We start from the raw sequence: 25,262 nt of genomic DNA on the forward strand, positions 1-25,262 counted from the left end.
CGGTTTTTCCATGCTGATGAAGAAGGCGTCCCTGGCGGGCGCCTTTTTTATGTCCGCGATTTGGCTGTCTGGCGCCCAAGCCTTTTGCCCGGCGCCAAGCGGCCTGACGCCCGTAGCGGTGCAGCGGGTAGTGGACGGCGACACCCTGCGCCTGAGCGATGGCCGCAGCGTGCGCATGATCGGCTTGAACACGCCGGAACTGGGCAAGAAAGGCCGTTCCGACGAACCGTTCGCCGTGGCCGCGCGCAAACGCCTCGAAGCTCTGGTGGCGGCGAGTGACGGGCGGGTTGGGTTGGTGCCTGGCAAAGAAAGCAAGGACCATTATGGCCGCACCCTGGCCCATGTCTACGGTGCCGATGGCGCCAACCTCGAAGCGCAGATGCTCGCCGAGGGCCTGGGTTTTCTGGTGGCCGTGGCACCGAATGTCGATCTGGTCGCCTGTCAGCAAGCCGCAGAGCGCAACGCTCGACAGGCCGGGCTCGGTGTGTGGCGCCAGTCGCCTGTACTGAAAGCGGAGCAGATCAGCACTTCCGGTTTTGCCGTGCTCAGCGGTCGTGTGAGCAAGGTGCAGCGCAATCGCGGCGGAGTTTGGATCGAGTTACAGGATTCTGTTGTATTACGCGTTGCACCCAATCTGTTGGCGCGTTTCGATGTGATTTCGCTGGAAAGCCTCAAGGGCAAGCAGGTCGAGGCGCGCGGCTGGGTGCTGGATCGCTCGCGCAAAGGCGGTCTCAAGGATGGCCAGGCGCGCTGGATGTTGCCCTTGACCGATCCGGCGATGCTTCAAGCGGCACAGTGATAAAAAATTGTAGACATTTTTTCTGTCGATTGTGAACAGTCTATCCCTTGTGTTCCGTGGCTCTTGGTCCAAAGTCGTAGGGCCGGGCGCTTGACAGGGGTGACCGGTCAGTCTTGTGGGGACTTTGCGAGGCGCGTATCCTCGCTGACCAGTCTGTCCAACAGTAAAAGCGGAATGCCAAAATGTCTGATCTGAAAACTGCCGCTCTCGAATATCACGCCAATCCTCGTCCAGGGAAGCTGAGTGTCGAGCTCACCAAGGCCACTGCTACCGCTCGCGACCTGTCGCTGGCCTACAGCCCGGGCGTAGCCGAACCAGTCCGCGAGATCGCCCGCGATCCTGAACTGGCCTACAAGTACACCGGCAAAGGCAACCTGGTTGCAGTCATTTCCGATGGCACCGCGATTCTCGGCCTGGGTAACCTCGGCCCATTGGCTTCCAAGCCAGTGATGGAAGGTAAAGGCGTACTGTTCAAGCGCTTCGCCGGCATCGACGTTTTCGACATCGAAGTCGACTCCGAAAGCCCGCAAGCCTTCATCGACACCGTCAAGCGCATCTCCATCACCTTCGGTGGCATCAACCTGGAAGACATCAAGGCACCAGAGTGCTTTGAAATCGAACGCGCTCTGATCGAGCAGTGCGATATTCCGGTATTCCACGATGACCAGCACGGCACCGCTATCGTGACCGCCGCTGGCATGATCAACGCCCTGGAAATCGCTGGCAAAACCCTGGCTGATGCCAAGATCGTCTGCCTGGGCGCCGGCGCTGCCGCCATCTCCTGCATGAAATTGCTGGTGAGCATGGGCGCCAACATCGAAAACATCTACATGGTCGACCGTACCGGCGTGATCCACTCCGGCCGTGACGACCTGAACCAGTACAAGGCTGTGTTCGCTCACGCGACCGACAAGCGCACCCTGGCTGACGCCCTGCAAGGCGCTGACGTGTTTGTAGGCCTGTCCGGTCCGAACCTGCTGAGCGCTGAAGGCCTGCTGTCGATGGCGCCTAACCCGATCGTGTTCGCCTGCTCCAACCCTGATCCGGAAATCTCCCCGGAACTGGCGCACGCCACTCGTAACGACGTGATCATGGCTACCGGTCGTTCCGACTACCCGAACCAGGTCAACAACGTACTGGGCTTCCCGTTCATCTTCCGTGGTGCCCTGGACGTTCGCGCCAAGCGCATCAACGAAGAAATGAAAGTGGCTGCGGCCAACGCCCTGCGCGAACTGGCCAAGTTGCCGGTGCCTCAGGAAGTGTGCGACGCCTACGGCGGCATCAAGCTGGAATTCGGTCGTGAGTACATCATTCCGAAGCCAATGGATGCCCGCCTGATCACCCTGATCTCCGATGCCGTGGCCAAAGCCGCGATCGAGACCGGTGTGGCGACCCTGCCGTATCCGAAGAACTACCCGCTGAAAAGCGTGGATGACGTGTTCAACGGCTAAGCTGTTGTAGCGCTTCAACGAAAAGCCCCGGCTTGTGAGAGTCGGGGCTTTTTTGTGCCTGAGGGTTTTGGGTTGGCTTTCAGGTTGCTATCGCGAGCAGGCTCGCTCCTACCTTGGAATGCGTACTCCCTGTAGGAGCGAGCTTGCTCGCGATGGTGGTGTTACAAGAAACCCGGATATCAAAAAGCCCCGCCTTCCAACGAAGAGCGGGGCTTTTTGCCTTGCGTCATCCAATCAGAACAAATCGATCGGCGCCGCTTCATCCGCTGGCAGCGGGCTGCCAGGTGCCAGGCCGTTGCCCAGTTCGTTCCCCGACGGTGGCGTATCTTCGACCTTGAACAGCTCGAAGTAGGCCCCCGGGGTGCCCGGGCTGGCCGCGCGGCCGCTGATCGGATCGACTCGCAGGCTGAGTATGCCTTCCGGCTCCGGCTGCGTATGTGGCGGTTTGCCTTTGAGCGCGGGGCCCATGTAGTTCATCCAGATCGGCAGCGCGACGGTGCCGCCGAATTCCTTGCGGCCCAGGCTTTCCGGTTGATCGAAACCGGTCCACACGGTCGTCACGTAATCGGCGTTGTAACCGGAGAACCAGGCGTCCTTGGATTCGTTGGTCGTGCCGGTCTTGCCGGCAATGTCCGGGCGGCCCAGGGCCAGTGCGCGGCGACCGGTGCCGAGCTTGATCACGTCCTCAAGCATGCTGTTGAGGATGTACGTGGTGCGCCCGTCAATGATGCGTTCAGCCACGGCGGGTGCTTGTGGCGTCGACGTAGTGCCTGGGGCTTCGCCCACCGTTGCGTTGACTGTGAAGGCTTGAGGGGCGGTTGGCGCGGCAATGCCATCGCTGGCAGCACCGCCCTGAGGCACGCTTGGTGGGTTGGCGACGAACAGTGTGTCGCCGTTGCGGCTTTCGATCTTGTCGATGATGTACGGGGTGATCTTGTAGCCGCCGTTGGCGAAGGCGCTCCAGCCGGTGGCGATTTCCATAGGCGTCAGGGTCGCGGTGCCCAGCGCCAGGGAAAGGTTGGGTGGCAGGTCCTGTTTGTTGAAGCCGAAGCGAGTGATGTAATCGATGGTCTTGCCTACGCCCATCGCTTGCAGCAAGCGGATCGACACCAGGTTGCGCGACTTGTACAGCGCTTCGCGCAGGCGAATCGGGCCGAGGAAGGTATTGGTGTCGTTCTTCGGGCGCCAGACCTTGTCCAGGTACTCGTCGACGAACACGATCGGTGCGTCGTTCACCAGGCTGGAGGCGGTGTAGCCGCTATCCAGTGCGGCGGCGTAGACGAACGGCTTGAAGCTCGAACCCGGCTGGCGCTTGGCCTGCAATGCGCGATTGTAGTTGCTCTGTTCGAAGGCGAAACCGCCGACCAGCGAACGAATGGCGCCGTTCTGCGGGTCCAGGGACACCAGCGCGCCCTGGGCCTGCGGGATCTGGCTGAATTTCAGCGAATTGTCCGGCTGACGCTGCACGCGAATCAGATCGCCCACTTGAGCCACGTCCGAAGGTTGCTTCGGATTGGCGCCCATGCTGTTGGTATTGAGGAACGGGCGGGCCCATTTCATGGTGTCCCAGCTCACGTGTTCCTGGCCGGTGCGGGTCAGCACTTGCAGGCCGTTCTTGTCGACCAGGGTCACGATGGCTGGTTCCAGGCCGCTGATGGTGCGTTGTTTGGTCAGCTCGGTGGCCCAGGCTTCGCGAGTCTTGCCCGGCAGCCGCGACTCGGGTCCGCGATAGCCGTGGCGCTGATCGTAGGTCATCAGGCCTTCGTGGACCGCGGTGTTGGCCAGCTCCTGGAGGTTGCTCGGCACCGTGGTGGTGACGCGGAAGCCTTCGGTATACGCGTCGCTGCCATAACGCCCAACCATTTCGGCACGGGCCATTTCGGCGATGTACGGGGCATTCACTTCTGGAGTCGGCACGTGATAGCTGGCGTTCAGCGGCTCGTTGACCGCAGTGGTGTAGTCGGCCTCGCTGATTTTTCCGAGCTTGTACATGCGCCCCAGGATCCAGTCGCGACGCTCCTTGCTGCGCGCCGGGTTGGCCAGCGGGTTGAAGCGCGACGGCGCCTTGGGCAGACCGGCAATCATCGCCATCTGCGCCAGGCTGACATCGCGGATCGATTTGCCGTAATAGACCTGCGCCGCCGCCTCGATGCCATAGGCACGGTTACCCAGATAGATTTTGTTGACGTACAGCTCGAGGATCTCGTCCTTGGTCAGCTGCCGTTCGATCTGCAGGGCCAGCAGGATCTCGGTGGTCTTGCGCGAAAAGCTGCGTTCGCTGCTCAGGAAGAAGTTCTTCGCCACCTGCATGGTGATCGTGCTGCCGCCGGACTGGATGTGTCCGCTTTTGACCAACTGGGTCGCGGCACGCATCAGGCTGCTCGGATCGACGCCGTAGTGGTTGGCGAAATTGTCGTCTTCAGCACTTAGTAACGCATTGATGAAATTGGGGGGAATGTCGGCGAAACGGATCGGCGTGCGGCGCATTTCACCAAATTCTGCGATCAACTTGTTATCGCTGCTGTAGACCCGCAAAGGGATCTGCAACTGGATGCTTCTCAGCGCCTCCACGGACGGCAGCCCGGGACTAAGGTAGAGGTACGCCCCGCTCAGACCCAGAAGGAGTCCGCAGAAAACCGCGACGATGGACCAACCGAAAAACTTCAGCAGACGAATCAAGGCTTTTGGATATCCAGGGCAAAAATGAATTGGGCAACAGGGTTCAGGCTAAATGAGAACGACCCGCGCTTGAGCAAATGCGGAAAAAAAACGCTGGGCATTATAAGCATTTTTCTGACCGGGAGCGTGGTTGACGCTGCTGTCAAGACGGGTGGATTGAACGCAATGGATATTGCAGAGTCCGTAACTCACGGAAAGTCATAGGGAATTGGTAGTGCCAGGACTCTTCAACAAAAAATCCAATACGCTCTTGGGAATCGACATCAGCTCCACCGCGGTGAAACTTCTGGAGTTGAGCCGTCAGGGCGAGCGCTACCGGGTCGAAGCCTATGCGGTCGAGCCATTGCCGGTCGGCGCGGTGATCGAAAAGAACATCGCTGAACTCGAAAGCGTGGGGTTGGCCCTCACGCGCGTGCTGATCAGGGCCAGAACCGGCCTCAAGAACGTGGCCGTGGCCGTGGCAGGCTCGGCGGTGATCACCAAGACCATCGAGATGGATGCAGGTCTTTCCGAGGACGAGATGGAAAGCCAGCTGAAGATCGAGGCTGATCAGTACATTCCTTATCCGCTGGACGAAGTCGCGATCGACTTTGAAGTCCAGGGCACCTCCGTGCGCAATCCGGATCGCGTCAACGTGTTGCTAGCCGCTTGCCGCAAGGAAAACGTCGAAGTCCGCGAGGCAGCCCTGACCCTGGCGGGGCTGACCGCCCGCGTGGTCGAGGTCGAGGCCTACGCGCTGGAGCGTTCATTCGAATTGCTGGCCAGCCGTCTCGCGGTTTCCGGGGAGTCTTCGACGGTCGCAGTGGTGGACATCGGCGCCACCATGACCACCCTGAGCGTGCTGCGCAACGGGCGGATTATCTACACCCGCGAACAACTGTTCGGCGGTCGGCAACTGACCGAGGAAATCCAGCGTCGCTATGGCTTGACGCTGGAGCAGGCGGGGCTGGCGCAAAAGAAGGGCGGTCTGCCGGATGACTATGCCGGTGAGGTCTTGCAACCATTTCGAGAGGCGCTGGTGCAGCAGGTGTCGCGCTCGTTGCAATTCTTCTTCGCCTCAGGCCAGTACAGCGTCGTCGACCATGTCCTGTTGGTCGGCGGTACCGCGTCGATCCCGGGGCTGGACCGTTTGATCGAGCAGCAATTGGGCACGCCGACCCAGGTTGCGAATCCTTTTTGCGAAATGACTCTGGGCAGCAAGGTCAATGGTGCTGCTCTGGCGAGTGATGCCCCGGCGTTGATGATCGCCTGTGGTCTGGCCCTCAGGAGCTTCGACTGATGGCACGGATCAACCTTTTACCTTGGCGCGAGGAGCGGCGTGAAGCCCGCCGCAAGCGCTTCCTGCTGGTCCTGGTGGCCGTGATGGTGGGCACGATGGGCGCGGTACTGGTCGCGAACCAGGCCATCAGCGGTGCCATCGACCGGCAAGTCGCCCGTAACGACTACATCGGCAAGCAAGTCGCCGTGGTCGATGAGCGGATCAAACAGATCAATGATCTCAAGGCGCGCCGTCAGCAACTGGTCGAGCGCATGCGCATCATCCAGGACCTGCAGGGCAATCGCCAAATCAGCGGGCGAATATTTGACCAGTTGGCGCGAGCACTGCCTGACGGCGTGTATTTCACCGAAGTGAAAATGACCGCAAAGACCTTGTCCATCACCGGCGCTGCGCAATCCAACAACCGTGTTTCAGAATTGATGCGCAACCTTGAGGCATCAGACTGGTTCGATGCGCCGAGCCTGACCGAAGTCAAGGCCACAGCTGCCGGCCAGGTGGAGCCGGCCAACGTCTTCCAGTTGACCGTTCGCCAGACTCAACCCGCAGCACCGGAGGGGGGCAAATGAGTCCATCCGAATGGTTCGAAGGGCTGCGCAAGATCGACATCAATGAGCTGGATACCAGCAACATGGGCTCCTGGCCGCCGCCGATCAAGTTTCTGGTGGCTGGTTTGCTCGTGCTTCTGGTGCTGGCCTTTGGCTATAGCTTTTCCACCCGCGACCTTGTGAGCCAGCTCGATCTCAAGCGCGAGGAAGAGTCGACACTCAAGGAGCAGTTCGCCGACAAAGCCCGCATGGCGGCGAATCTGGATCTCTACACCCGGCAGTTGAAGGAGATGGAGAACGCCTTCGGCGTGCTGTTGCGGCAACTGCCCGGCGACACCGAAGTGCCCGGCTTGCTGGAAGACATCACGCGTACGGGCCTCGGCAGTGGCCTGGAGTTCGAAGAGATCAAGCTGCTGCCGGAGGTCGCCCAGCCGTTCTACATCGAACTGCCGATCCAGATCACGGTCACCGGGGATTACCACGACCTGGCCACCTTCGTCAGTGGTGTGGCCGGATTGCCGCGAATCGTCACCTTGCACGATTTCGACCTTGCCCCCCTCAGCCCCCAGGGTGGTCCGAAACTGCGCTTGAGCATCCTCGCCAAGACCTACCGCTACAACGACAAGGGACAGCATCGATGAGACCGGCGCAGTGTTTTTCGGTAGTGGTGGTGCTGTCTGCCCTGTCCGGTTGTGGCGCAGGCGATGACTACAACGATCTGGACGCGTACATGAACGAAATGCGCCTGCGTGGGCCGGGCAGGATTGAGCCAGCGCCGGTATTCCGGTCTTACCCGACATTCACCTACAACGCGGCGAATCTGCGCAGCCCGTTTTCGCCGCAGATCAGCACTGATCTGGCGGCTCAGCGGCGGGGTTCACGTAACGTCAAACCCGACCCTGGTCGGGTCAAGCAATACCTCGAAGGTTTCAACATCGAGCAGTTTGAGATGGTCGGCACCCTTTCCAATGTAACGGGCTCTTATGCCTTGCTGCGAGGGGCGGGTGGGGTCCATCGGATGAAAGTCGGCGATTACCTGGGGCGTAACGACGGACGGATCGTTGCAATCAATGGCTCGCAAGTCGAAGTGGTTGAAATTGTCCCTGATGGTCAGGGCGCGTGGCTGGAGCGTCCCCGGACCATCCCTTTGAAAGAGCACTCATAGTGGAACTCGAATAATGAACCGGATTTTCTCAACCTTCGGCCTTTCGCTATGGATAGCGCTGTTGTCGCCGATGGTACAAGCGGCCAATCTCAAGACGCTGGATGTCGCTACGCTGCCGGGAGACCGTGTCGAGTTGAAGTTGACGTTCGATGAGCCGCCCCCGGTGCCCCGCGGCTACACAACGGAGTCGCCGGCCCGGATTGCCCTGGATTTGCCGGGTGTCGCCAGTCAGCTGGCCAGCAAGACTCGCGATCTCGGCAGTGGAAATGCCCGTAGTGCAACGGTAGTGGAAGCCCGTGACCGTACACGATTGATCATCAACCTGACCCAGCCGGCCCCGTACGACTCGCGAATTGAAGGCAACAATTTGCTGGTAGTTGTCGGGCAGGGTGTCAAGCCGTCGACATCCAGGCCGGCGGCTACAGCAGCAATGCCAGTTCCGGCACGAGCCGCTGCGCCGGCAGGCAAGGCCATCCGCGGTGTGGATTTCCAACGGGGAACCCAGGGTGAAGGCAACGTGGTGATCGACTTGTCGGATCCATCGATGGCGCCCGACATACAAGAGCGCGAGGGCAAGATCATCGTCGGATTTGCCAAAACCCGATTGCCCGAGCCGTTGCGCGTGCGTCTGGATGTGAAGGATTTCGCCACGCCAGTGCAGTTCGTCAATGCCAGCGCCAGCGGCGATCGAGCCACCATCAGCATTGAGCCCGGTGGCAGGTTCGATTACTCGACCTATCAGACCGACAGCAAGCTCACGGTCAGCGTTCGCCCGGCGACGGTCGACGACCCGCAAAAGCGCAATGCCGGGCAACACGCCTACAGCGGCGAGAAGCTTTCGCTGAATTTCCAGGACATCGATGTACGTTCGGTGCTGCAACTGATCGCTGATTTCACCAACCTCAATCTGGTGGCCAGCGACACGGTGCAGGGTGGCATCACTTTGCGCTTGCAGAACGTGCCGTGGGACCAGGCGCTGGATCTGGTGCTGAAAACCAAGGGGCTGGATAAGCGCAAGGTCGGCAATGTCCTGCTTGTTGCACCGGCCGATGAAATTGCTGCTCGTGAGCGCCAGGAGCTGGAATCACAGAAGCAGATTGCCGATCTGGCGCCATTGCGTCGGGAGCTGTTGCAGGTCAACTACGCCAAGGCGGCGGACATCGCCAAGCTCTTCCAGTCGGTGACCAGTGCCGAAGCGAAATCCGACGAACGGGGGTCTATCACCGTCGACGAGCGCACCAACAACATCATTGCCTACCAGACCCAGGACCGGCTTGATGAGTTGCGCAGGATTGTCACGCAACTGGATATCCCTGTGCGTCAAGTCATGATCGAGGCGCGCATTGTCGAAGCCAACGTCGACTATGACAAAAGTCTCGGGGTGCGCTGGGGCGGTTCGATACAGAACAAGGGCAACTGGAACACCTCCGGTGTCAGTAACGGGGTCAATGGGTCGTCGACCATTGGCACGCCCGGCAGTACCAGCACCAATTCACCGTTCGTCGACATGGGCGCGGTCAATAACACCTCGGGAATCGGCATCGCGTTCATCACCGATAACGTCCTGCTGGACCTGGAACTGACAGCCATGGAGAAAACCGGCAACGGGGAAATCGTCTCGCAACCCAAGGTGGTCACGTCAGACAAGGAAACCGCCAAAATCCTCAAAGGCACCGAGATTCCCTATCAGGAAGCCAGTTCCAGTGGCGCGACTTCGGTGTCGTTCAAGGAGGCTTCGCTGTCGCTGGAGGTGACGCCGCAGATCACGCCCGACAACCGGATCATCATGGAGGTCAAGGTGACCAAGGACGAACCGGACTTCCTGAACAAGGTCCAGGATGTGCCGCCCATCAAGAAAAACGAAGTCAACGCCAAGGTCCTGGTCAACGATGGCGAGACCATCGTCATTGGCGGCGTTTTCTCAAATACTCAGAGCAAGGTCGTAGATAAGGTGCCATTTCTTGGCGATGTGCCGTATCTTGGCCGCCTTTTCCGGCGTGATGTGGTTTCGGAGAAAAAATCCGAGCTGTTGGTATTCCTCACTCCGCGTATCATGAATAACCAGGCGATTGCTGTGAGTCATTGATTCTGTGCGAAATTTGATTCTTGTTGGACCGATGGGTGCTGGAAAAAGCACCATCGGCCGGTTGCTGGCCAAAGAGCTGCGCCTGCCATTCAAAGATTCCGATAAGGAAATTGAATTGCGCACGGGCGCCAATATCCCTTGGATCTTCGATAAAGAAGGCGAACCGGGCTTTCGCGATCGCGAGCAGGCAATGATTGCCGAGCTGTGCGATTACGACGGTGTGGTGCTGGCGACAGGCGGGGGCGCGGTCATGCGCGAAGCCAATCGCCGGGCACTGCATGCCGGTGGGCGGGTGGTTTATCTGCATGCGTCTGTCGAACAGCAGGTCGGCCGCACGGCCCGCGACCGCAATCGGCCATTATTGCGTACTGCCGATCCGGCCAAGACCCTTCGGGATCTGTTGGCGATCCGCGATCCGCTTTATCGGGAAATTGCCGACCTGGTGGTCGAAACCGATGAGCGACCGCCACGAATGGTCGTACTCGACATTCTAGAGCGCTTGCAGCAGTTGCCACCCCGTTAAAGCGCCGCGCGAAATGCGCTATCCTCGACGTCGCGCCATGACCGCTCAAGGTTGTGGCGGATGGCTTGCGAACGGCGTCACACCAGCAGAGGCCGTGGATATCCGTAAACTCAGGGCAGGATGCCTGATTCATCTTCACTGTGGGGACACATGCAGACACTCAAGGTCGATCTAGGCGAGCGCAGCTACCCGATTCATATTGGCGAAGGTTTATTGGATCAGCCTGAGCTGCTGGCCCCGCACATTCGCGGACGGCAAGTAGCGATCATCTCCAACGAGACTGTTGCGCCGCTCTATCTCGAGCGTCTGACCCGCAGCCTGGCGCAGTTCTCGGTGATTTCCGTGGTGCTGCCCGACGGCGAGGCCTTCAAGACCTGGGAAACCCTGCAACTGATTTTCGACGGCCTGCTGACCGCCCGGCATGACCGCCGCACCACAGTGATCGCCCTCGGTGGCGGTGTGATCGGTGACATGGCCGGCTTTGCCGCCGCCTGCTACCAGCGCGGCGTCGATTTCATTCAGGTTCCGACCACACTGTTGTCGCAAGTCGACTCTTCGGTGGGCGGCAAGACCGGGATCAACCATCCGCTGGGCAAGAACATGGTCGGCGCCTTCTATCAGCCGAACGTGGTGCTGATCGATACCGCCAGCCTCAATACCCTGCCGGCGCGCGAGCTGTCCGCCGGGTTGGCCGAAGTCATCAAGTACGGGCTGATCTGCGATGAGCCGTTCCTGACCTGGCTCGAAGACAACGTCGACCGTCTGCGCAATCTGGATCAACAAGCCCTGACTTATGCCATCGAGCGCTCCTGCGCGGCCAAGGCAGCGGTGGTCGGTGCCGATGAGAAGGAGACGGGCGTTCGTGCCACGTTGAACCTGGGCCACACTTTTGGCCACGCCATCGAAACCCACATGGGCTATGGTGTATGGCTTCATGGTGAAGCAGTGGCTGCTGGCACCGTAATGGCGCTGGAAATGTCCGCGCGACTGGGCTGGATCAGCGAGCAAGAGCGCGATCGCGGCATTCGCCTGTTCCAGCGTGCGGGGCTGCCGGTCATACCGCCAGAAGAGATGACAGAAGCCGATTTCCTCGAACACATGTCCATTGATAAAAAAGTGATCGACGGTCGTTTGCGCCTGGTGCTACTGCGCCACATGGGTGAAGCGGTGGTGACCGACGATTATCCGAAAGAGGTTCTACAGGCCACGCTGGGGGCAGACTACCGCGCCCTGGCCCAGCTTAAAGGTTAATAAGAACACAATGACTAGTTTGCATGCCGACGAGGCTTTCCTCGGCCATTACCAGTTGAGTCATGACCCTTTTGCTCCGCGGGTGCCTGGCTTCAAGTTTTTCCCGGCCCAGCGCAAGCCCGTGCTGGGACAACTGCATCACCTGGCGCGTTACAGCCAGTTACTGCTGGTGGTCACCGGTCCTGAGGGCAGTGGCAAGACCCTGTTGCGCCAGGCCCTGGTCGCCAGTACCAACAAGCAATCGGTACAAAGTCTGGTGGTGTCCGCCCGTGGCGCCGGCGATGCGGCCGGAGTGTTGCGTCAGGTGGCCCAGGCGCTGAACGTTGCCCAGGCTGATGCCGACGCTATTCTGGCCCAGGTGGTGCAGCTTGCACTGACCGGGCAGGAAGTCTATCTGCTGGTCGATGACGCCGAACAACTGGACGAGTCCGCCCTTGAGGCGCTGATGATCCTCGCTGCCGGCGCGCCTGAAGGCCGCCCGCATGTGTTCCTGTTCGGTGAAACCTCGCTGATTGCTCAGCTTGAGGCTTTGCATCTCGAGGAAGAGCGTTTCCACGTCATCGAACTACAGCCCTACACCGAAGAAGAAACTCGCGAATATCTGGAGCAGCGGCTTGAAGGCGCTGGTCGCGGTATCGAACTTTTCACCGCAGATCAGATCTCTGATATTCACGAAAGCTCCGAAGGTTGGCCTGGCAGCATCAATCAGGTCGCCCGCGATGCAATGATCGAAGCCATGATCGCCAGCCGCTCAGCGGTCAAGCGTCCAAAAATGGGGTTCAATATGCCGAAGAAACACGTATTGGCGATTTCCGCCGTGGTCGTGGTCGCGGTAGCTGCCGCCTGGTTGATGCCGGGTCGCAACAAGGCACCGACCACGGGTACACCGGCCAACGAACAGGCGCAACTGCCGCTTGGTCAGGGCCAGCCAACAGCGAATAGTGGCGGTGCTCCAGCCGTCGAATTCGCCGGCAACACGCAGCCGATGCCATTGCCGTTGGTCGGCAATTCGCAGCCGGTCATGCGAGGTCCGCTGGCTGAAGCCGCAGGCGGCATCACCGAAGGCGACGATGGCGTGCCGGTCGAAGGTTCCAGCGCTACGCCGCCGACCGTCACCACAACCGCGCCGCCTGTGGGTGTTCCTGCCGGTCCTGCGCCGACGCCAGCCGCCAAGCCTACCCCTGCGCCGACTCAGGTCGCCAGTGCCAAGCCAGCGCCTGCTCCAGTGGCTAAACCTGCTCCAGCACCGGCCAAGCCAGCCGTTGCTGCTGCGGCCAAGCCTGCAGAGAAACCAGCCCCGGTGGCCAAGGCGGCTGGCGGCACCTGGTACGCAGGGCAAGCACCGGGCAACTACGTGGTGCAGATCCTCGGCACCAGCTCCGAAGCGTCCGCACAAAACTTCGTCAAGGAGCAGGGTGGCGAGTACCGTTACTTCAAGAAAGTCCTCAACGGCAAGCCGCTTTACGTGATCACCTACGGCAACTTCGCCAATCGTGATGCAGCCGTTTCCGCCATCAAGGCCTTGCCAGCGAAGGTTCAGGCTGGTAAACCTTGGCCTCGCACTGTCGCCAGCGTCCAACAGGAACTGGCAACAACTCGCTGAAGATTCGGCGGCCTTACCCAGGCCGCCTCTCCAAGCACCTCAAAATTTCTACAAGTGCGCGCCGTCTCTACAGACTGCGTGCCTTGTGGTGTCTGCGTCACAGTAGTCTTTGAGTCGTTGCGGTCAAAATTAAAAAAAGTTTTGACTAGCACAGCAGATCGCTTTAAACCTTTCACAAATGCGACATAGATTTGCGACATTTCGTCGTCAAATTTGTGAGGCCAAGTGTCGGTGTGTACAATGACCTCCCTTTTGCCCCCGCAAAGCTGGCGTGCGTTCGGCGTGGATGGCAAGTGGTTGAATTGAAAAGAAATTTGCCTCGATCAGAGGCAGCCTGGTGAGAAAGTGTCTATGAAAGCAGGTCTGTACCAACCAGATGAATTCAAGGATAACTGCGGTTTCGGCCTGATAGCCCATATGCAGGGCGAGCCCAGTCATACCCTTTTGCAAACGGCCATCGAGGCCCTGACCTGCATGACCCACCGCGGTGGGATTAATGCCGACGGCAAGACCGGTGACGGTTGCGGTCTGCTGATTCAAAAGCCGGACGTGTTCCTGCGAGCCATCGCCCAGGAAACCTTCGGCGTCGAAATGCCCAAGCAATACGCCGTGGGCATGGTCTTCTTCAACCAGGACCCGGTCAAAGCCGAAGCCGCTCGCGAGAACATGAACCGCGAGATCCTGGCCGCTGGCCTGCAACTGGTCGGCTGGCGCAAAGTGCCGATCGACACCAGCGTTCTCGGCCGCCTGGCCCTTGAGCGCCTGCCGCAGATCGAGCAAGTGTTCATCGGCGGTGAAGGCCTGAGCGATCAGGACATGGCCGTCAAGCTGTTCACCTCCCGTCGTCGCTCGTCCGTGGCCAACGCCGCTGACACCGACCACTACGTCTGCAGCTTTTCGCACAAGACCATCATTTACAAAGGCCTGATGATGCCGGCGGACTTGACCGCCTTCTATCCAGACCTGAGCGATGAGCGCCTGCAAACTTCGATTTGCGTGTTCCACCAGCGCTTCTCCACCAACACCCTGCCGAAATGGCCGCTGGCCCAACCGTTCCGCTTCCTGGCGCACAACGGCGAGATCAACACCATCACCGGCAACCGCAACTGGGCCGTGGCCCGTCGCACCAAGTTCACCAACGATCTGATGGACCTGGAAGAACTCGGCCCGCTGGTCAACCGCGTCGGTTCCGACTCCTCGAGCATGGACAACATGCTCGAGCTGATGGTCACCGGTGGCATCGACCTGTTCCGTGGCGTGCGGATGATCATTCCGCCTGCGTGGCAGAACGTCGAGACCATGGACCCGGACCTGCGTGCGTTCTACGAATACAACTCGATGCACATGGAACCGTGGGACGGCCCGGCCGGCGTGGTAATGACCGACGGTCGCTACGCGGTGTGCCTGCTCGACCGTAACGGTCTGCGTCCGGCGCGTTGGGTCACCACCAAGAACGGTTTCATCACCCTGGCCTCGGAAATCGGTGTCTGGAACTACCAGCCTGAAGACGTGATCGCCAAGGGCCGTGTGGGCCCGGGCCAGATCTTTGCCGTGGACACCGAAACCGGTCAGATCCTCGACACCGATGCGATCGACAACCGCCTGAAGTCCCGTCATCCGTACAAGCAATGGCTGCGCAAGAATGCCCTGCGCATTCAGGCGACCATGGAAGACAACGACCACGGTTCGGCGTTCTACGACGTCGATCAGCTCAAGCAATACATGAAGATGTACCAGGTCACATTCGAAGAGCGCGACCAGGTGCTGCGTCCACTGGGCGAACAGGGCTACGAAGCCGTGGGCTCGATGGGCGACGATACGCCGATGGCCGTGCTGTCCCAGCGTGTGCGCACGCCGTACGACTATTTCCGCCAGCAGTTCGCCCAGGTGACCAACCCGCCGATCGACCCACTGCGTGAAGCCATCGTCATGTCGCTGGAAATCTGCCTCGGTGCCGAGCGCAACATTTTCCAGGAGTCGCCGGAACACGCTTCGCGCGTGATCCTCAGCTCGCCGGTCATTTCCCCGGCCAAGTGGCGCTCGCTGATGAACCTCGATCGTCCGGGCTTCGAGCGCGCGATCATCGACCTCAACTACGACGAAAGCGTCGGCCTCGAAGCGGCGATCCGCAACGTTGCCGATCAGGCTGAAGAAGCCGTGCGCGCCGGTCGTACCCAGGTCGTGCTGAGTGACCGTCACATTGCTCCGGGCAAGCTGCCGATCCACGCGTCCCTGGCTACTGGCGCGGTGCACCACCGCCTGACCGAAAAAGGCCTGCGTTGCGACTCCAACATCCTGGTGGAAACCGCGACCGCTCGCGATCCGCATCACTTCGCCGTGTTGATCGGTTTCGGCGCCTCTGCCGTTTACCCGTTCCTGGCCTATGAAGTGCTGGGTGACCTGATCCGTACCGGTGAAGTCCTGGGCGACCTCTACGAGGTGTTCAAGAACTACCGTAAAGGCATCACCAAGGGCTTGCTCAAGATCCTGTCGAAGATGGGCATCTCGACCATTACTTCGTACCGTGGTGCGCAGTTGTTCGAGGCCATCGGCCTGTCCGAGGAAGTCTGCAACCTGAGCTTCCGTGGCGTGCCAAGCCGTATCAAGGGTGCGCGTTTCGTCGACATCGAAGCCGAGCAGAAAGCCCTCGCTACCGAAGCCTGGAGTCCGCGCAAGCCGATCCAGCAAGGTGGTTTGCTGAAGTTCGTCCACGGTGGCGAATATCACGCGTACAACCCGGACGTGGTCAACACCCTGCAGGCCGCCGTGCAGCAGGGCGACTACAGCAAATTCAAGGAATACACGTCGCTGGTGGATAACCGCCCGGTGTCGATGATCCGCGACCTGCTGAAAGTCAAAACCCTCGACACACCGCTGGATATCAGCGAAATCGAACCGCTGGAATCGGTGCTCAAGCGCTTCGACTCCGCCGGTATCTCGTTGGGCGCCCTGTCGCCGGAAGCTCACGAAGCCCTGGCCGAAGCCATGAACCGCCTCGGTGCGCGTTCCAACTCCGGCGAAGGCGGCGAAGACCCGGCGCGCTACGGCACCATCAAGAGCTCGAAAATCAAGCAAGTGGCGACCGGCCGTTTCGGTGTAACCCCGGAATACCTGGTCAACGCTGAAGTGCTACAGATCAAGGTCGCCCAAGGCGCCAAGCCTGGCGAAGGTGGTCAGCTGCCGGGCGGCAAGGTCAACGGTCTGATCGCCAAGCTGCGTTATGCAGTACCGGGCGTGACCCTGATTTCGCCACCGCCGCACCACGACATCTACTCGATCGAAGACTTGTCGCAGCTGATTTTCGACCTGAAACAGGTCAACCCGCAGGCGCTGGTCTCGGTGAAGCTGGTAGCGGAAGCGGGCGTCGGCACCATCGCTGCCGGTGTGGCCAAGGCCTACGCGGACTTGATCACCATCTCCGGCTACGACGGCGGCACCGGTGCATCGCCGCTGACCTCGATCAAATACGCGGGCGCTCCGTGGGAGCTGGGCCTGGCCGAAACCCACCAGACCCTGCGCGGCAACGACCTGCGCGGCAAGGTCCGGGTACAGACCGACGGCGGCCTGAAAACCGGCCTCGACGTAATCAAGGCGGCGATCCTCGGCGCTGAAAGCTTCGGCTTCGGCACCGCGCCAATGATTGCTCTGGGCTGCAAATACCTGCGCATCTGCCACCTGAACAACTGCGCCACCGGCGTCGCGACGCAGAACGAGAAGCTGCGCAAGGATCACTACATCGGTACCGTCGACATGGTGGTGAATTTCTTCACCTACGTCGCCACCGAGACCCGTGAGTGGCTGGCCAAGCTGGGCGTGCGCTCCCTCGAAGAGCTGATCGGCCGTACCGATCTGCTGGAAGTCCTCGAAGGCCAGACCGCCAAGCAACATCACCTGGACCTGACCCCGTTGCTGGGCAGCGACCACGTGCCGGCGGACAAGCCGCAGTTCTGTGGCGTGGAGCGCAACCCGCCGTTCGACAAGGGCCTGCTGGCCGAGAAAATGGTCACTATGGCCACCTCGGCGATCAATGACCTGAGCGGCGCCGAGTTCGCCCTGGAAATCTGCAACTGCGACCGTTCCATCGGTGCACGGATCTCCGGCGAAATCGCGCGCAAGCACGGCAACCAGGGCATGGCCAACGCACCGATCACGTTCCGTTTCAAAGGCACGGCCGGGCAGAGTTTCGGCGTGTGGAACGCCGGCGGCCTGAACATGTACCTGGAAGGTGACGCCAACGACTACGTCGGCAAGGGCATGACCGGCGGCAAGCTGGTGATCGTTCCTCCGAAGGGCAGCGTCTACCGGACACAGGACAGTGCCATCATCGGCAACACCTGCCTGTACGGCGCCACCGGCGGCAAGCTGTTCGCCGCCGGCACCGCGGGCGAGCGTTTCGCCGTGCGTAACTCCGGTGCCCACACCGTCGTGGAAGGCACTGGCGATCACTGCTGCGAGTACATGACCGGTGGTTTTGTCTGCGTATTGGGCAAGACCGGTTACAACTTCGGCTCTGGCATGACCGGCGGTTTCGCCTACGTGCTCGACCAGGACAACTCCTTTGTTGACCGGGTCAACCACGAACTGGTGGAAATCCAGCGGATCAGCGGCGAGGCGATGGAAGCCTATCGCAGCCACCTGCAGAACGTGCTGAACGAGTACGTCGCGGAAACCGACAGCGAGTGGGGTCGTGAACTCGCCGAAAACCTCGATGACTACTTGCGCCGTTTCTGGCTGGTCAAGCCCAAGGCTGCCAACCTGAAATCGTTGCTTTCCAGCACCCGTGCCAACCCGCAGTGATATGCGCCTGAAGAGTTTGATGAGGTTTTAAAATGGCTGAACGTCTGAATAATGACTTCCAGTTCATCGAGGTCGGGCGCAAGGATCCGAAGAAGAAACTGTTGCGTCAACGCAAGAAAGAGTTCGTGGAAATCTACGAACCCTTCAAACCCCAGCAGTCGGCCGACCAGGCCCACCGCTGCCTGGGTTGCGGTAACCCGTATTGCGAATGGAAGTGCCCGGTGCACAACTTCATTCCCAACTGGCTGAAACTGGTGGCCGAGGGCAACATCCTCCAGGCCGCCGAACTGTCGCACCAGACCAACACCCTGCCGGAAGTCTGCGGCCGGGTGTGCCCGCAGGACCGTCTGTGCGAGGGTGCCTGCACCCTTAACGACGGCTTCGGCGCGGTGACCATCGGTTCGGTGGAGAAGTACATCACCGACACCGCGTTCGCGATGGGCTGGCGCCCGGACATGTCCAAGGTCAAGCCGACCGGCAAGCGTGTCGCGATCATCGGTGCCGGGCCTGCTGGCCTGGGCTGTGCCGACGTGCTGGTGCGTGGCGGCGTGACCCCGGTGGTGTTCGACAAGAACCCGGAAATCGGTGGCCTGCTGACCTTCGGCATCCCCGAGTTCAAGCTGGAAAAGACCGTGCTGAGCAATCGTCGCGAAGTCTTCAGCGGCATGGGCATCGAATTCCGCCTCAACACCGAGGTGGGCAAGGACGTGACCATGGAGCAACTGCTCGAAGAATACGATGCGGTATTCATGGGCATGGGCACCTACACCTACATGAAGGGCGGTTTTGCCGGTGAAGACCTGCCGGGCGTGTATGACGCGCTGGACTTCCTGATCGCCAACGTCAACCGTAACCTGGGCTTTGAAAAGTCGCCGGAAGATTTCGTCGACATGAAAGGCAAGAAGGTCGTGGTACTCGGCGGTGGCGACACGGCGATGGACTGCAACCGGACCTCGATCCGCCAAGGCGCCAAGTCAGTGACCTGCGCTTATCGTCGTGACGAAGCGAACATGCCAGGCTCGCGCAAAGAGGTGAAGAACGCTAAGGAAGAAGGCGTGAAATTCCTCTACAACCGCCAGCCGATCGCCATTGTCGGTGAAGACAAGGTCGAAGGCGTGAAGGTGGTCGAGACCCGTCTCGGCGAACCGGACGCCCGTGGCCGTCGCAGCCCCGAACCGATCCCGGGTTCCGAAGAGATCATCCCGGCCGACGCCGTGGTCATCGCCTTCGGTTTCCGCCCGAGCCCGGCGCCATGGTTCGAGCAGTTCAGCATCCAGACCGACAGCCAGGGCCGCGTAGTGGCGCCGGAACAAGGTCAGTACAAACACCAGACCAGCAACCCGAAAATCTTCGCCGGTGGCGACATGGTGCGCGGTTCCGACCTGGTGGTGACGGCGATTTTCGAAGGCCGTAATGCCGCGGAAGGGATCCTGGATTACCTGGGCGTGTAACCCCCGATCCAGAGCCAAATGCAATACCCCTGTGGGAGCGAGCTTGCTCGCGATAGCGGTGGATCAGTCGACAGAAATGTCGAATGTGACGCCGCCATCGCGAGCAAGCTCGCTCCCACAGTTGTTTCGCGGTGTTGCTAAACTCTGTATTTCATTGCGACAAATTGACCCGATAGACAAAAGCCTCCGCTCTTGCCGTGCCTTTTGCGCCCGGCTCTGAGAAAATGACCGCACTTTTTTTCCGGATGCCGACATGACTGCCCTGAAGAACGACCGTTTCCTGCGCGCCCTGCTCAAGCAACCCGTAGACGTCACCCCAGTGTGGATGATGCGTCAGGCCGGTCGCTACCTGCCTGAATACCGCGCCAGCCGTGCCAAGGCCGGCGACTTCATGAGCCTGTGCATGAACCCGGCGTTCGCTTGCGAAGTCACGATGCAGCCGCTCGACCGTTATCCACAGCTGGATGCGGCGATCCTCTTTTCCGACATCCTGACCATCCCCGATGCCATGGGCCAGGGCCTGTACTTCGAAACCGGTGAAGGTCCGCGCTTCAGGAAAGTCGTCAGCACCCTGGCCGACATCGAAGCCCTGCCGATTCCTGACCCACAGAAAGACCTGGGCTACGTGATGGACGCGGTCAGCACCATCCGCCGCGAACTGAACGGCCGTGTGCCGTTGATCGGTTTCTCCGGCAGCCCGTGGACCCTGGCGACCTACATGGTCGAAGGCGGCTCGTCGAAAGACTTCCGCAAGACCAAGGCCATGCTCTACGACAACCCGCAAGCCATGCACCTGCTGCTCGATAAACTCGCGCAGTCGGTCACCAGCTACCTCAACGGCCAGATCATGGCCGGTGCACAGGCCGTGCAGATCTTCGACACCTGGGGCGGCAACCTGTCGGCGGCGGCGTACCAGGAATTCTCCCTGGCCTACATGCGCAAAATCGTCAGCGGCCTGATCCGCGAGCACGAAGGTCGCAAGGTGCCGGTGATCCTGTTCACCAAGAATGGCGGCCTGTGGCTGGAGAGCATTGCCGAGGCTGACGCCGATGCGTTGGGTCTGGATTGGACCTGCGACATCGGCAATGCCCGCGCCCGTGTTGGCGACAAGGTCGCACTGCAAGGCAATATGGACCCGACCGTGCTCTACGCCAAGCCGGAAGCGATTCGCGCTGAAGTCGGGCGCATCCTGGCCAGCTACGGCAAGGGCAGCGGCCACGTGTTCAACCTCGGCCATGGCATCACGCCGGAAGTCGATCCGGAACATGCTGGTGCGTTCCTGCGTGCGGTACATGAGCTGTCAGCGCAGTACCACGAATAGCGATTGCCAGTTTCGACAAAACCTGTCCCGCCTCGTGCCGGACAGGTTTTTTTGTGCCGTTTAAAAGCTCAATCGATAAAGCATCACTTRCTGTAAGAATGTTTTCTTTCTTTGTCGGAAAATCGAATACACAGACTATTCCCGCCTGGCTCGATGATTACTCCTACATAGAACTCTTCGTTATCCCCGTAAGGTTCCAGACCCCTGTTCAGCGCAGCGCTGAACAATAACGAAGGGAACATCGCCGCCTGCAAGGTGCGTTGTTTTCGATAAGCAGTCTGGAATACATCATGAAAATTACATTTGATAAAAGAAGTGCTTTAACGGCCTGCACTTCATCGATGATCCTGTTATCGGCAATGCTGGCCTCTCAAACCGTTTCCGCCCATGGCTATCTGGAAGTGCCGCCTTCGCGTGCATTGGCGTGTCAGACAGGCTTGAACACCAATTGCGGTGGCGCGCAGTACGAGCCGCAGAGTGTCGGTGAAACCTTCAAGGGCTTTCCGGCAGGCGTCGGCGGTGCACCGTTGCAGGGGCCGGTCGATGGCAAGATCGCCAGCGGCGGTCTCGCGCTGTTCTCCGCCATGGACGCACAGTCCGCCGCCCGCTGGCACCTGACGGAAATCAAGGATCGCAATATCGATTTCCAATGGCGTTACACCGCGGCCCACCCGGCTACCAAGCACGAGTATTTCATTACCCGCAATGGCTGGAATCCGAACGAAACTCTGAAACGAGCCACTTTCGAAAGTACTTCGTTCTGCACCGTCGACGGCGGTAACAAGTTGCCGTCCAACAGCGACAAACACAACTGCACTATTCCCGCGGACAAATCCGGTCACCACGTCATCCTGGCCATCTGGACCGTCGGTGATACCGATGCAGCGTTCTACAACGCGGCAGACGTGAACATCCTGGCCGAACCGGAGCTGCCGGGCGGCTGGTCCTCCGTAGGCAACATTGCACCTTCGACTGCGTTGCTGGTGGGCGACAAGGTCAAGGCCCGCGCGTTTACCGCCAATGGCGAGAGCCCGGACTACAGCGTTGAAATCAGCATCGATAACGCTGAAGACGGGACGCCGCAAAACTGGTCGTTCAAGCTGGCGGAAAAAATCAACGCGACCCACACCCTCGTTCGCGCCGGCATCCGCGACGAGAGCGGCAATGTCGAACCGGTCAAAGGCACCAACAGCCTCTACGCACAAAAAGAAAGCGGGGTAGTCCGCTACGAAGTGCAGCTGGACATGAAGGAAGACACCGCTGCGCGCATGTCGGTGTCCTCGCAACAAGCCGAATACGTTCTGGATAAAGGCCGGGCCAAGGTCGACTTCAGCATGCTAGCGAACCGCCCGATGAACGTCGAAGCCACCTTGCTCGACCAGAACAACAAACCGGTAGGCACCACCTCGGCACAAGTGACCAGTGGCTCCGCCTCGCTGTCCATGGATGTGCGCAGCAACCCGGGCGCGCACACCCTGACCCTGGTCGGCACCACCCTGGATGGCCGCACCACCCGTCAGGACACCCAGACCTCCCAACTGACCGGTGAAGGCGCAGGCATCGAATACGACTTCGTCTTCCCTGAAGGCCTCAGCGGCTACACCGCCGGTACCAAGGTGCTGCAACCGAAGACCAACGAAGTCTTTGAGTGCAAGCCATTCCCCGAGTCGGGTTACTGCAAGCAGTACAGCCCGACTGCCAACGGTTTTGAACCGGGTGTCGGTGCTCACTGGCACATGGCGTGGGACAAGTTGTAAGCCCTCGCAACTGGCTTCAGGCGGCCTCGAAAAGGTCGCCTGAAGCCAGGCGCCTCTGTTGAGTATCGAGCTGAAAATGAAGGTTTCGAAGTTCTCCGGACAACGCTTTCGGGCATGCCTGAACAGCGTTTGTTGGCTCGCGTTGCCAGTGGGTTACGCGGTGTTTCTGGTGTGGCAGGAAAGGGAATTTCGCGAGCATCTGGTTTCGCAGTCGTCCGACATTGCAACCCTGGTGACGGTGCCTGTACGTGAGCCGCTCGAACGTGAGCCGCTCGAAACAGCATCGATTGCCATCGTGTTCGGCCTGACGACAGAGGCCACGCCGCAGCCCAGCGCCGAACCGCTGACTTTGCAGGCGAGCTTTGTCAGCAACGGATTATCCAAGGCACTGCTGGCCAATGCACAAGGCTCTCGTCTCTATCAGGTGGGTGAGCGCTTGCCTGGCGGCAGCGTCTTGCGTCGTATCGAGACCCACCAGGTTGCACTGTGGAACAAGGGGCGAGAAGAGCTGCTGACGCTCGCACCCTCTGGCGCACGTTTTCTGAAGGGACTCGAATCATCCGTCGATTCTCAACCGGTTACAACGGCCACGCGTTTTTTACGCCCGCTCAGCGGGCAACCAGAGTGATGAATTTCATGAACAGCTTCGTCGGCGCGTATTGGTTGCGCTCCATGCTTCTGCTTGCCGTTTTGGCGGCTGCAGCCTTTTCGGGCACGCTTCGCGCCGAAGAAAAATGGCAGCTGGCGATGAACAACGCAGAGCTGCGCGATATCGTCGAAGAGATCTCCAACATTCTCGGGACCACCGTGGTGCTGGACCCCAAAGTCTCCGGTCGAGTCACGGTCATGTCCCGGCAGGCCCTCGATCGTGAAGGGGTGCGCCGGTTGTTCTATTCGGTGCTCGATGCCCACAACTTCACGGTGATCGATGAGGGCGACCGGATCCTCATCACCCCGGTTGCCGAGGCCAGGACCCGAGCCGGCCAGGGCACGGTTAAAACCACCACGGCGTCGCAGTTCGTGACCGAAGTCATTGGCTTGAACACCAGCAGTGCCTCCGATATTGCCGGGCTGGTGCGGCCGCTGGTGTCTGCCAATGGTTATGTCGGCCCTTCGGTGTCGGCCAACGCCTTGGTGTTGACTGATACAGCCGCCAATGTGAAACGTATCGCCAGGGTGATCCGCGAACTGGACTCTGGTCAAAACAATCTGCACGCGGTGGTTCAGCTCAACCACGCCCAGGCGGGCGACGTCGCACCGGTGATCGAGGCGTCCATGGGCAAGCGCAATGCCGAGTCAGCGATTCAGGTACTGGCTGACACCAGGACCAATCGCCTCATTTTCATTGGCCCGCCGGTCGTTCGCCAGCGCTTGATCGAATTGGCCCGAGGTCTCGATACGCCGGCCACCACGACGCTCGACAATGCCCGGGTGATTCGCCTGCGTCACAGCGATGCCAAGCAATTGGCCGAGATTCTGGAGTCGATGGGGCAGGGCAGAAAACAGGCGTCCACCATCGGCAGCGCCAAGGACACGTCTGGCGGTGCAGCCTTCATGATCAAGGCCGACGAAAGCCAGAACGCGCTGGTGCTGATTGCTGAACCGGCGCAGGTGCGGACCATCGAAAACATCGTGCGTCAGCTGGACCAGCCACGGGCCCAGGTGTTGATCCATGCCGCCATCGTCGAAATCTCCGGCGATATCGCCGAGGCCGTCGGTGTGCAGTGGAACCTCAACACGGGCGATGCCAAGGGCTTCATCAACTTTCCAGGCACCGACATTCCGATCGTCGGTGGGCTGAGGTTCGACGAGAAAAGATCGGCGCCGGAAGGGGCGATCCTGCAATTGGGCAGTGACCGCTTCGGCGCGCTGATTTCGGCCCTGGCCAGCAACACCCATAGCAACCTGCTGTCCACACCGAGCCTGTTGACCCTGGACAATCAGGAAGCCGAAATCATCGTCGGCCAGAACGTGCCGTTCAAGACCGGTTCCTACGCCACCAACAGCAACGGTGCGGAGAATCCGTTCACCACCGTCGAGCGCAAGGACGTCGGCATCAGCCTGAAAATCAAGCCTTACATCAACGAAGGCTCGACGTTGCGCCTGGAGGTCGAGCAGGAAGTGTCGGACATCGCACCCTCGGTGTCGGGCATTGATTCCTCGGACCTGATCACCAACAAGCGAGCGCTCAAAAGCACCATCCTCGCCGACGATGGCGAAATCATCGTGATCGGCGGCCTGATCAGGGACAGCGTGCGTACCCAGAAAAGCGGCGTGCCGCTGCTGCGTGACATTCCCTACCTCGGCGCGTTGTTCCGCTGGAGCCGCGACACCCAGACCAAAAGCAACCTGATGGTGTTCTTGCGCCCGACCATTGTGCGCAGCAAGGAGGACCTGTCTCAGGTCAGCCAGCAGCGATACAACGCGCTGCGTGACTTGAGCAAACCAGGGGCGGGGGAAAACAACTCGTTGTTGCTGCCATCCGAAGCGCGCGGGTTGTTCGAACCGGCCGCCGATGCGCCAGTGTTCGATTTGCGCGGCAAGGCGCAGTAATT

The 25,262-nt window shown here is 60.2% G+C and carries 17 protein-coding genes; 16 read left to right on the plus strand and 1 reads right to left on the minus strand.

The features are described 5' to 3' along the window. The first annotated feature begins 10 nt into the window (after nucleotides 1-10). Together AC1DXW_RS00665 and AC1DXW_RS00670 are read left to right on the plus strand one after the other, a co-directional pair. A complete protein-coding gene (locus tag AC1DXW_RS00665; protein ID WP_477752177.1) occupies nucleotides 11-799 on the plus strand; it encodes a thermonuclease family protein in 789 nt (262 codons plus the stop codon). A 182-nt stretch (nucleotides 800-981) separates the two neighbouring features. After that, nucleotides 982-2,250 carry a malic enzyme-like NAD(P)-binding protein gene (locus AC1DXW_RS00670; protein ID WP_053153375.1) on the plus strand — a complete coding sequence of 423 codons (1,269 nt, stop codon included), beginning with the start codon at nucleotides 982-984 and terminating at the stop codon, nucleotides 2,248-2,250. A gap of 234 nt (nucleotides 2,251-2,484) precedes the next feature. Here AC1DXW_RS00670 and AC1DXW_RS00675 read toward each other — a convergent pair whose 3' ends face one another. After that, complete coding sequence (locus tag AC1DXW_RS00675) at nucleotides 2,485-4,926, minus strand: penicillin-binding protein 1A (protein ID WP_477752205.1); 2,442 nt, start codon at nucleotides 4,924-4,926, stop codon at nucleotides 2,485-2,487. A gap of 217 nt (nucleotides 4,927-5,143) precedes the next feature. On the opposite strand from AC1DXW_RS00675, the gene AC1DXW_RS00680 reads away from it, so the two are divergent. From AC1DXW_RS00680 to gspD, 14 genes are all read left to right on the plus strand, one after another. Next, nucleotides 5,144-6,208, plus strand: a complete 1,065-nt coding sequence (locus tag AC1DXW_RS00680) for a pilus assembly protein PilM (protein ID WP_477752176.1) — start codon at nucleotides 5,144-5,146, stop codon at nucleotides 6,206-6,208. Then, the gene (locus AC1DXW_RS00685; RefSeq protein ID WP_477752175.1) at nucleotides 6,208-6,774 is read left to right on the plus strand and encodes a PilN domain-containing protein; all 567 of its coding nucleotides are present in this window, start codon (nucleotides 6,208-6,210) and stop codon (nucleotides 6,772-6,774) included. Before AC1DXW_RS00680 ends, AC1DXW_RS00685 begins: the two co-directional genes overlap by 1 nt. After that, the gene (locus AC1DXW_RS00690) at nucleotides 6,771-7,394 is read left to right on the plus strand and encodes a type IV pilus inner membrane component PilO (RefSeq protein WP_477752174.1); all 624 of its coding nucleotides are present in this window, start codon (nucleotides 6,771-6,773) and stop codon (nucleotides 7,392-7,394) included. The genes AC1DXW_RS00685 and AC1DXW_RS00690 overlap by 4 nt, the downstream gene beginning before the upstream one ends. Further along, nucleotides 7,391-7,918 (plus strand): pilus assembly protein PilP, encoded by a 528-nt coding sequence (locus tag AC1DXW_RS00695; RefSeq protein WP_477752173.1) that lies wholly within the window; start codon nucleotides 7,391-7,393, stop codon nucleotides 7,916-7,918. The genes AC1DXW_RS00690 and AC1DXW_RS00695 overlap by 4 nt, the downstream gene beginning before the upstream one ends. A gap of 13 nt (nucleotides 7,919-7,931) precedes the next feature. After that, the gene (locus AC1DXW_RS00700; protein WP_477759707.1) at nucleotides 7,932-10,004 is read left to right on the plus strand and encodes a type IV pilus secretin PilQ; all 2,073 of its coding nucleotides are present in this window, start codon (nucleotides 7,932-7,934) and stop codon (nucleotides 10,002-10,004) included. Between the two features lie 4 nt (nucleotides 10,005-10,008). Next, nucleotides 10,009-10,527: a shikimate kinase AroK gene (aroK, locus tag AC1DXW_RS00705; RefSeq protein WP_015093141.1), complete on the plus strand. Its 519-nt coding sequence runs from the start codon at nucleotides 10,009-10,011 to the stop codon at nucleotides 10,525-10,527. Between the two features lie 150 nt (nucleotides 10,528-10,677). After that, nucleotides 10,678-11,778: a 3-dehydroquinate synthase gene (aroB, locus tag AC1DXW_RS00710; protein ID WP_007975598.1), complete on the plus strand. Its 1,101-nt coding sequence runs from the start codon at nucleotides 10,678-10,680 to the stop codon at nucleotides 11,776-11,778. Between the two features lie 10 nt (nucleotides 11,779-11,788). Beyond that, nucleotides 11,789-13,381, plus strand: a complete 1,593-nt coding sequence (locus AC1DXW_RS00715) for an ExeA family protein (protein ID WP_477752171.1) — start codon at nucleotides 11,789-11,791, stop codon at nucleotides 13,379-13,381. 351 nt (nucleotides 13,382-13,732) lie between these two features. After that, entirely contained in the window at nucleotides 13,733-18,178 is a 4,446-nt protein-coding gene (gene gltB / locus AC1DXW_RS00720; RefSeq protein WP_477752170.1) for a glutamate synthase large subunit, read from the plus strand. A gap of 32 nt (nucleotides 18,179-18,210) precedes the next feature. Then, nucleotides 18,211-19,629 carry an FAD-dependent oxidoreductase gene (locus AC1DXW_RS00725; protein ID WP_477752169.1) on the plus strand — a complete coding sequence of 473 codons (1,419 nt, stop codon included), beginning with the start codon at nucleotides 18,211-18,213 and terminating at the stop codon, nucleotides 19,627-19,629. 253 nt (nucleotides 19,630-19,882) lie between these two features. Continuing rightward, on the plus strand, nucleotides 19,883-20,950 hold the full coding sequence (gene hemE / locus AC1DXW_RS00730; protein WP_477752168.1) for a uroporphyrinogen decarboxylase: 1,068 nt from the start codon (nucleotides 19,883-19,885) through the stop codon (nucleotides 20,948-20,950). Nucleotides 20,951-21,240: 290 nt separating this feature from the next. Further along, nucleotides 21,241-22,707, plus strand: a complete 1,467-nt coding sequence (gene gbpA / locus AC1DXW_RS00735) for an N-acetylglucosamine-binding protein GbpA (RefSeq protein WP_477759708.1) — start codon at nucleotides 21,241-21,243, stop codon at nucleotides 22,705-22,707. Nucleotides 22,708-22,765: 58 nt separating this feature from the next. Beyond that, complete coding sequence (locus AC1DXW_RS00740) at nucleotides 22,766-23,335, plus strand: type II secretion system protein N (RefSeq protein WP_477752166.1); 570 nt, start codon at nucleotides 22,766-22,768, stop codon at nucleotides 23,333-23,335. A gap of 8 nt (nucleotides 23,336-23,343) precedes the next feature. Continuing rightward, nucleotides 23,344-25,260, plus strand: coding sequence for a type II secretion system secretin GspD (gspD, locus tag AC1DXW_RS00745; RefSeq protein WP_477759709.1), 1,917 nt, complete (start codon nucleotides 23,344-23,346; stop codon nucleotides 25,258-25,260). Nucleotides 25,261-25,262: the final 2 nt, after the last annotated feature.

It is taken from the genome of Pseudomonas sp. P4_C4 (genome assembly GCF_056402055.1).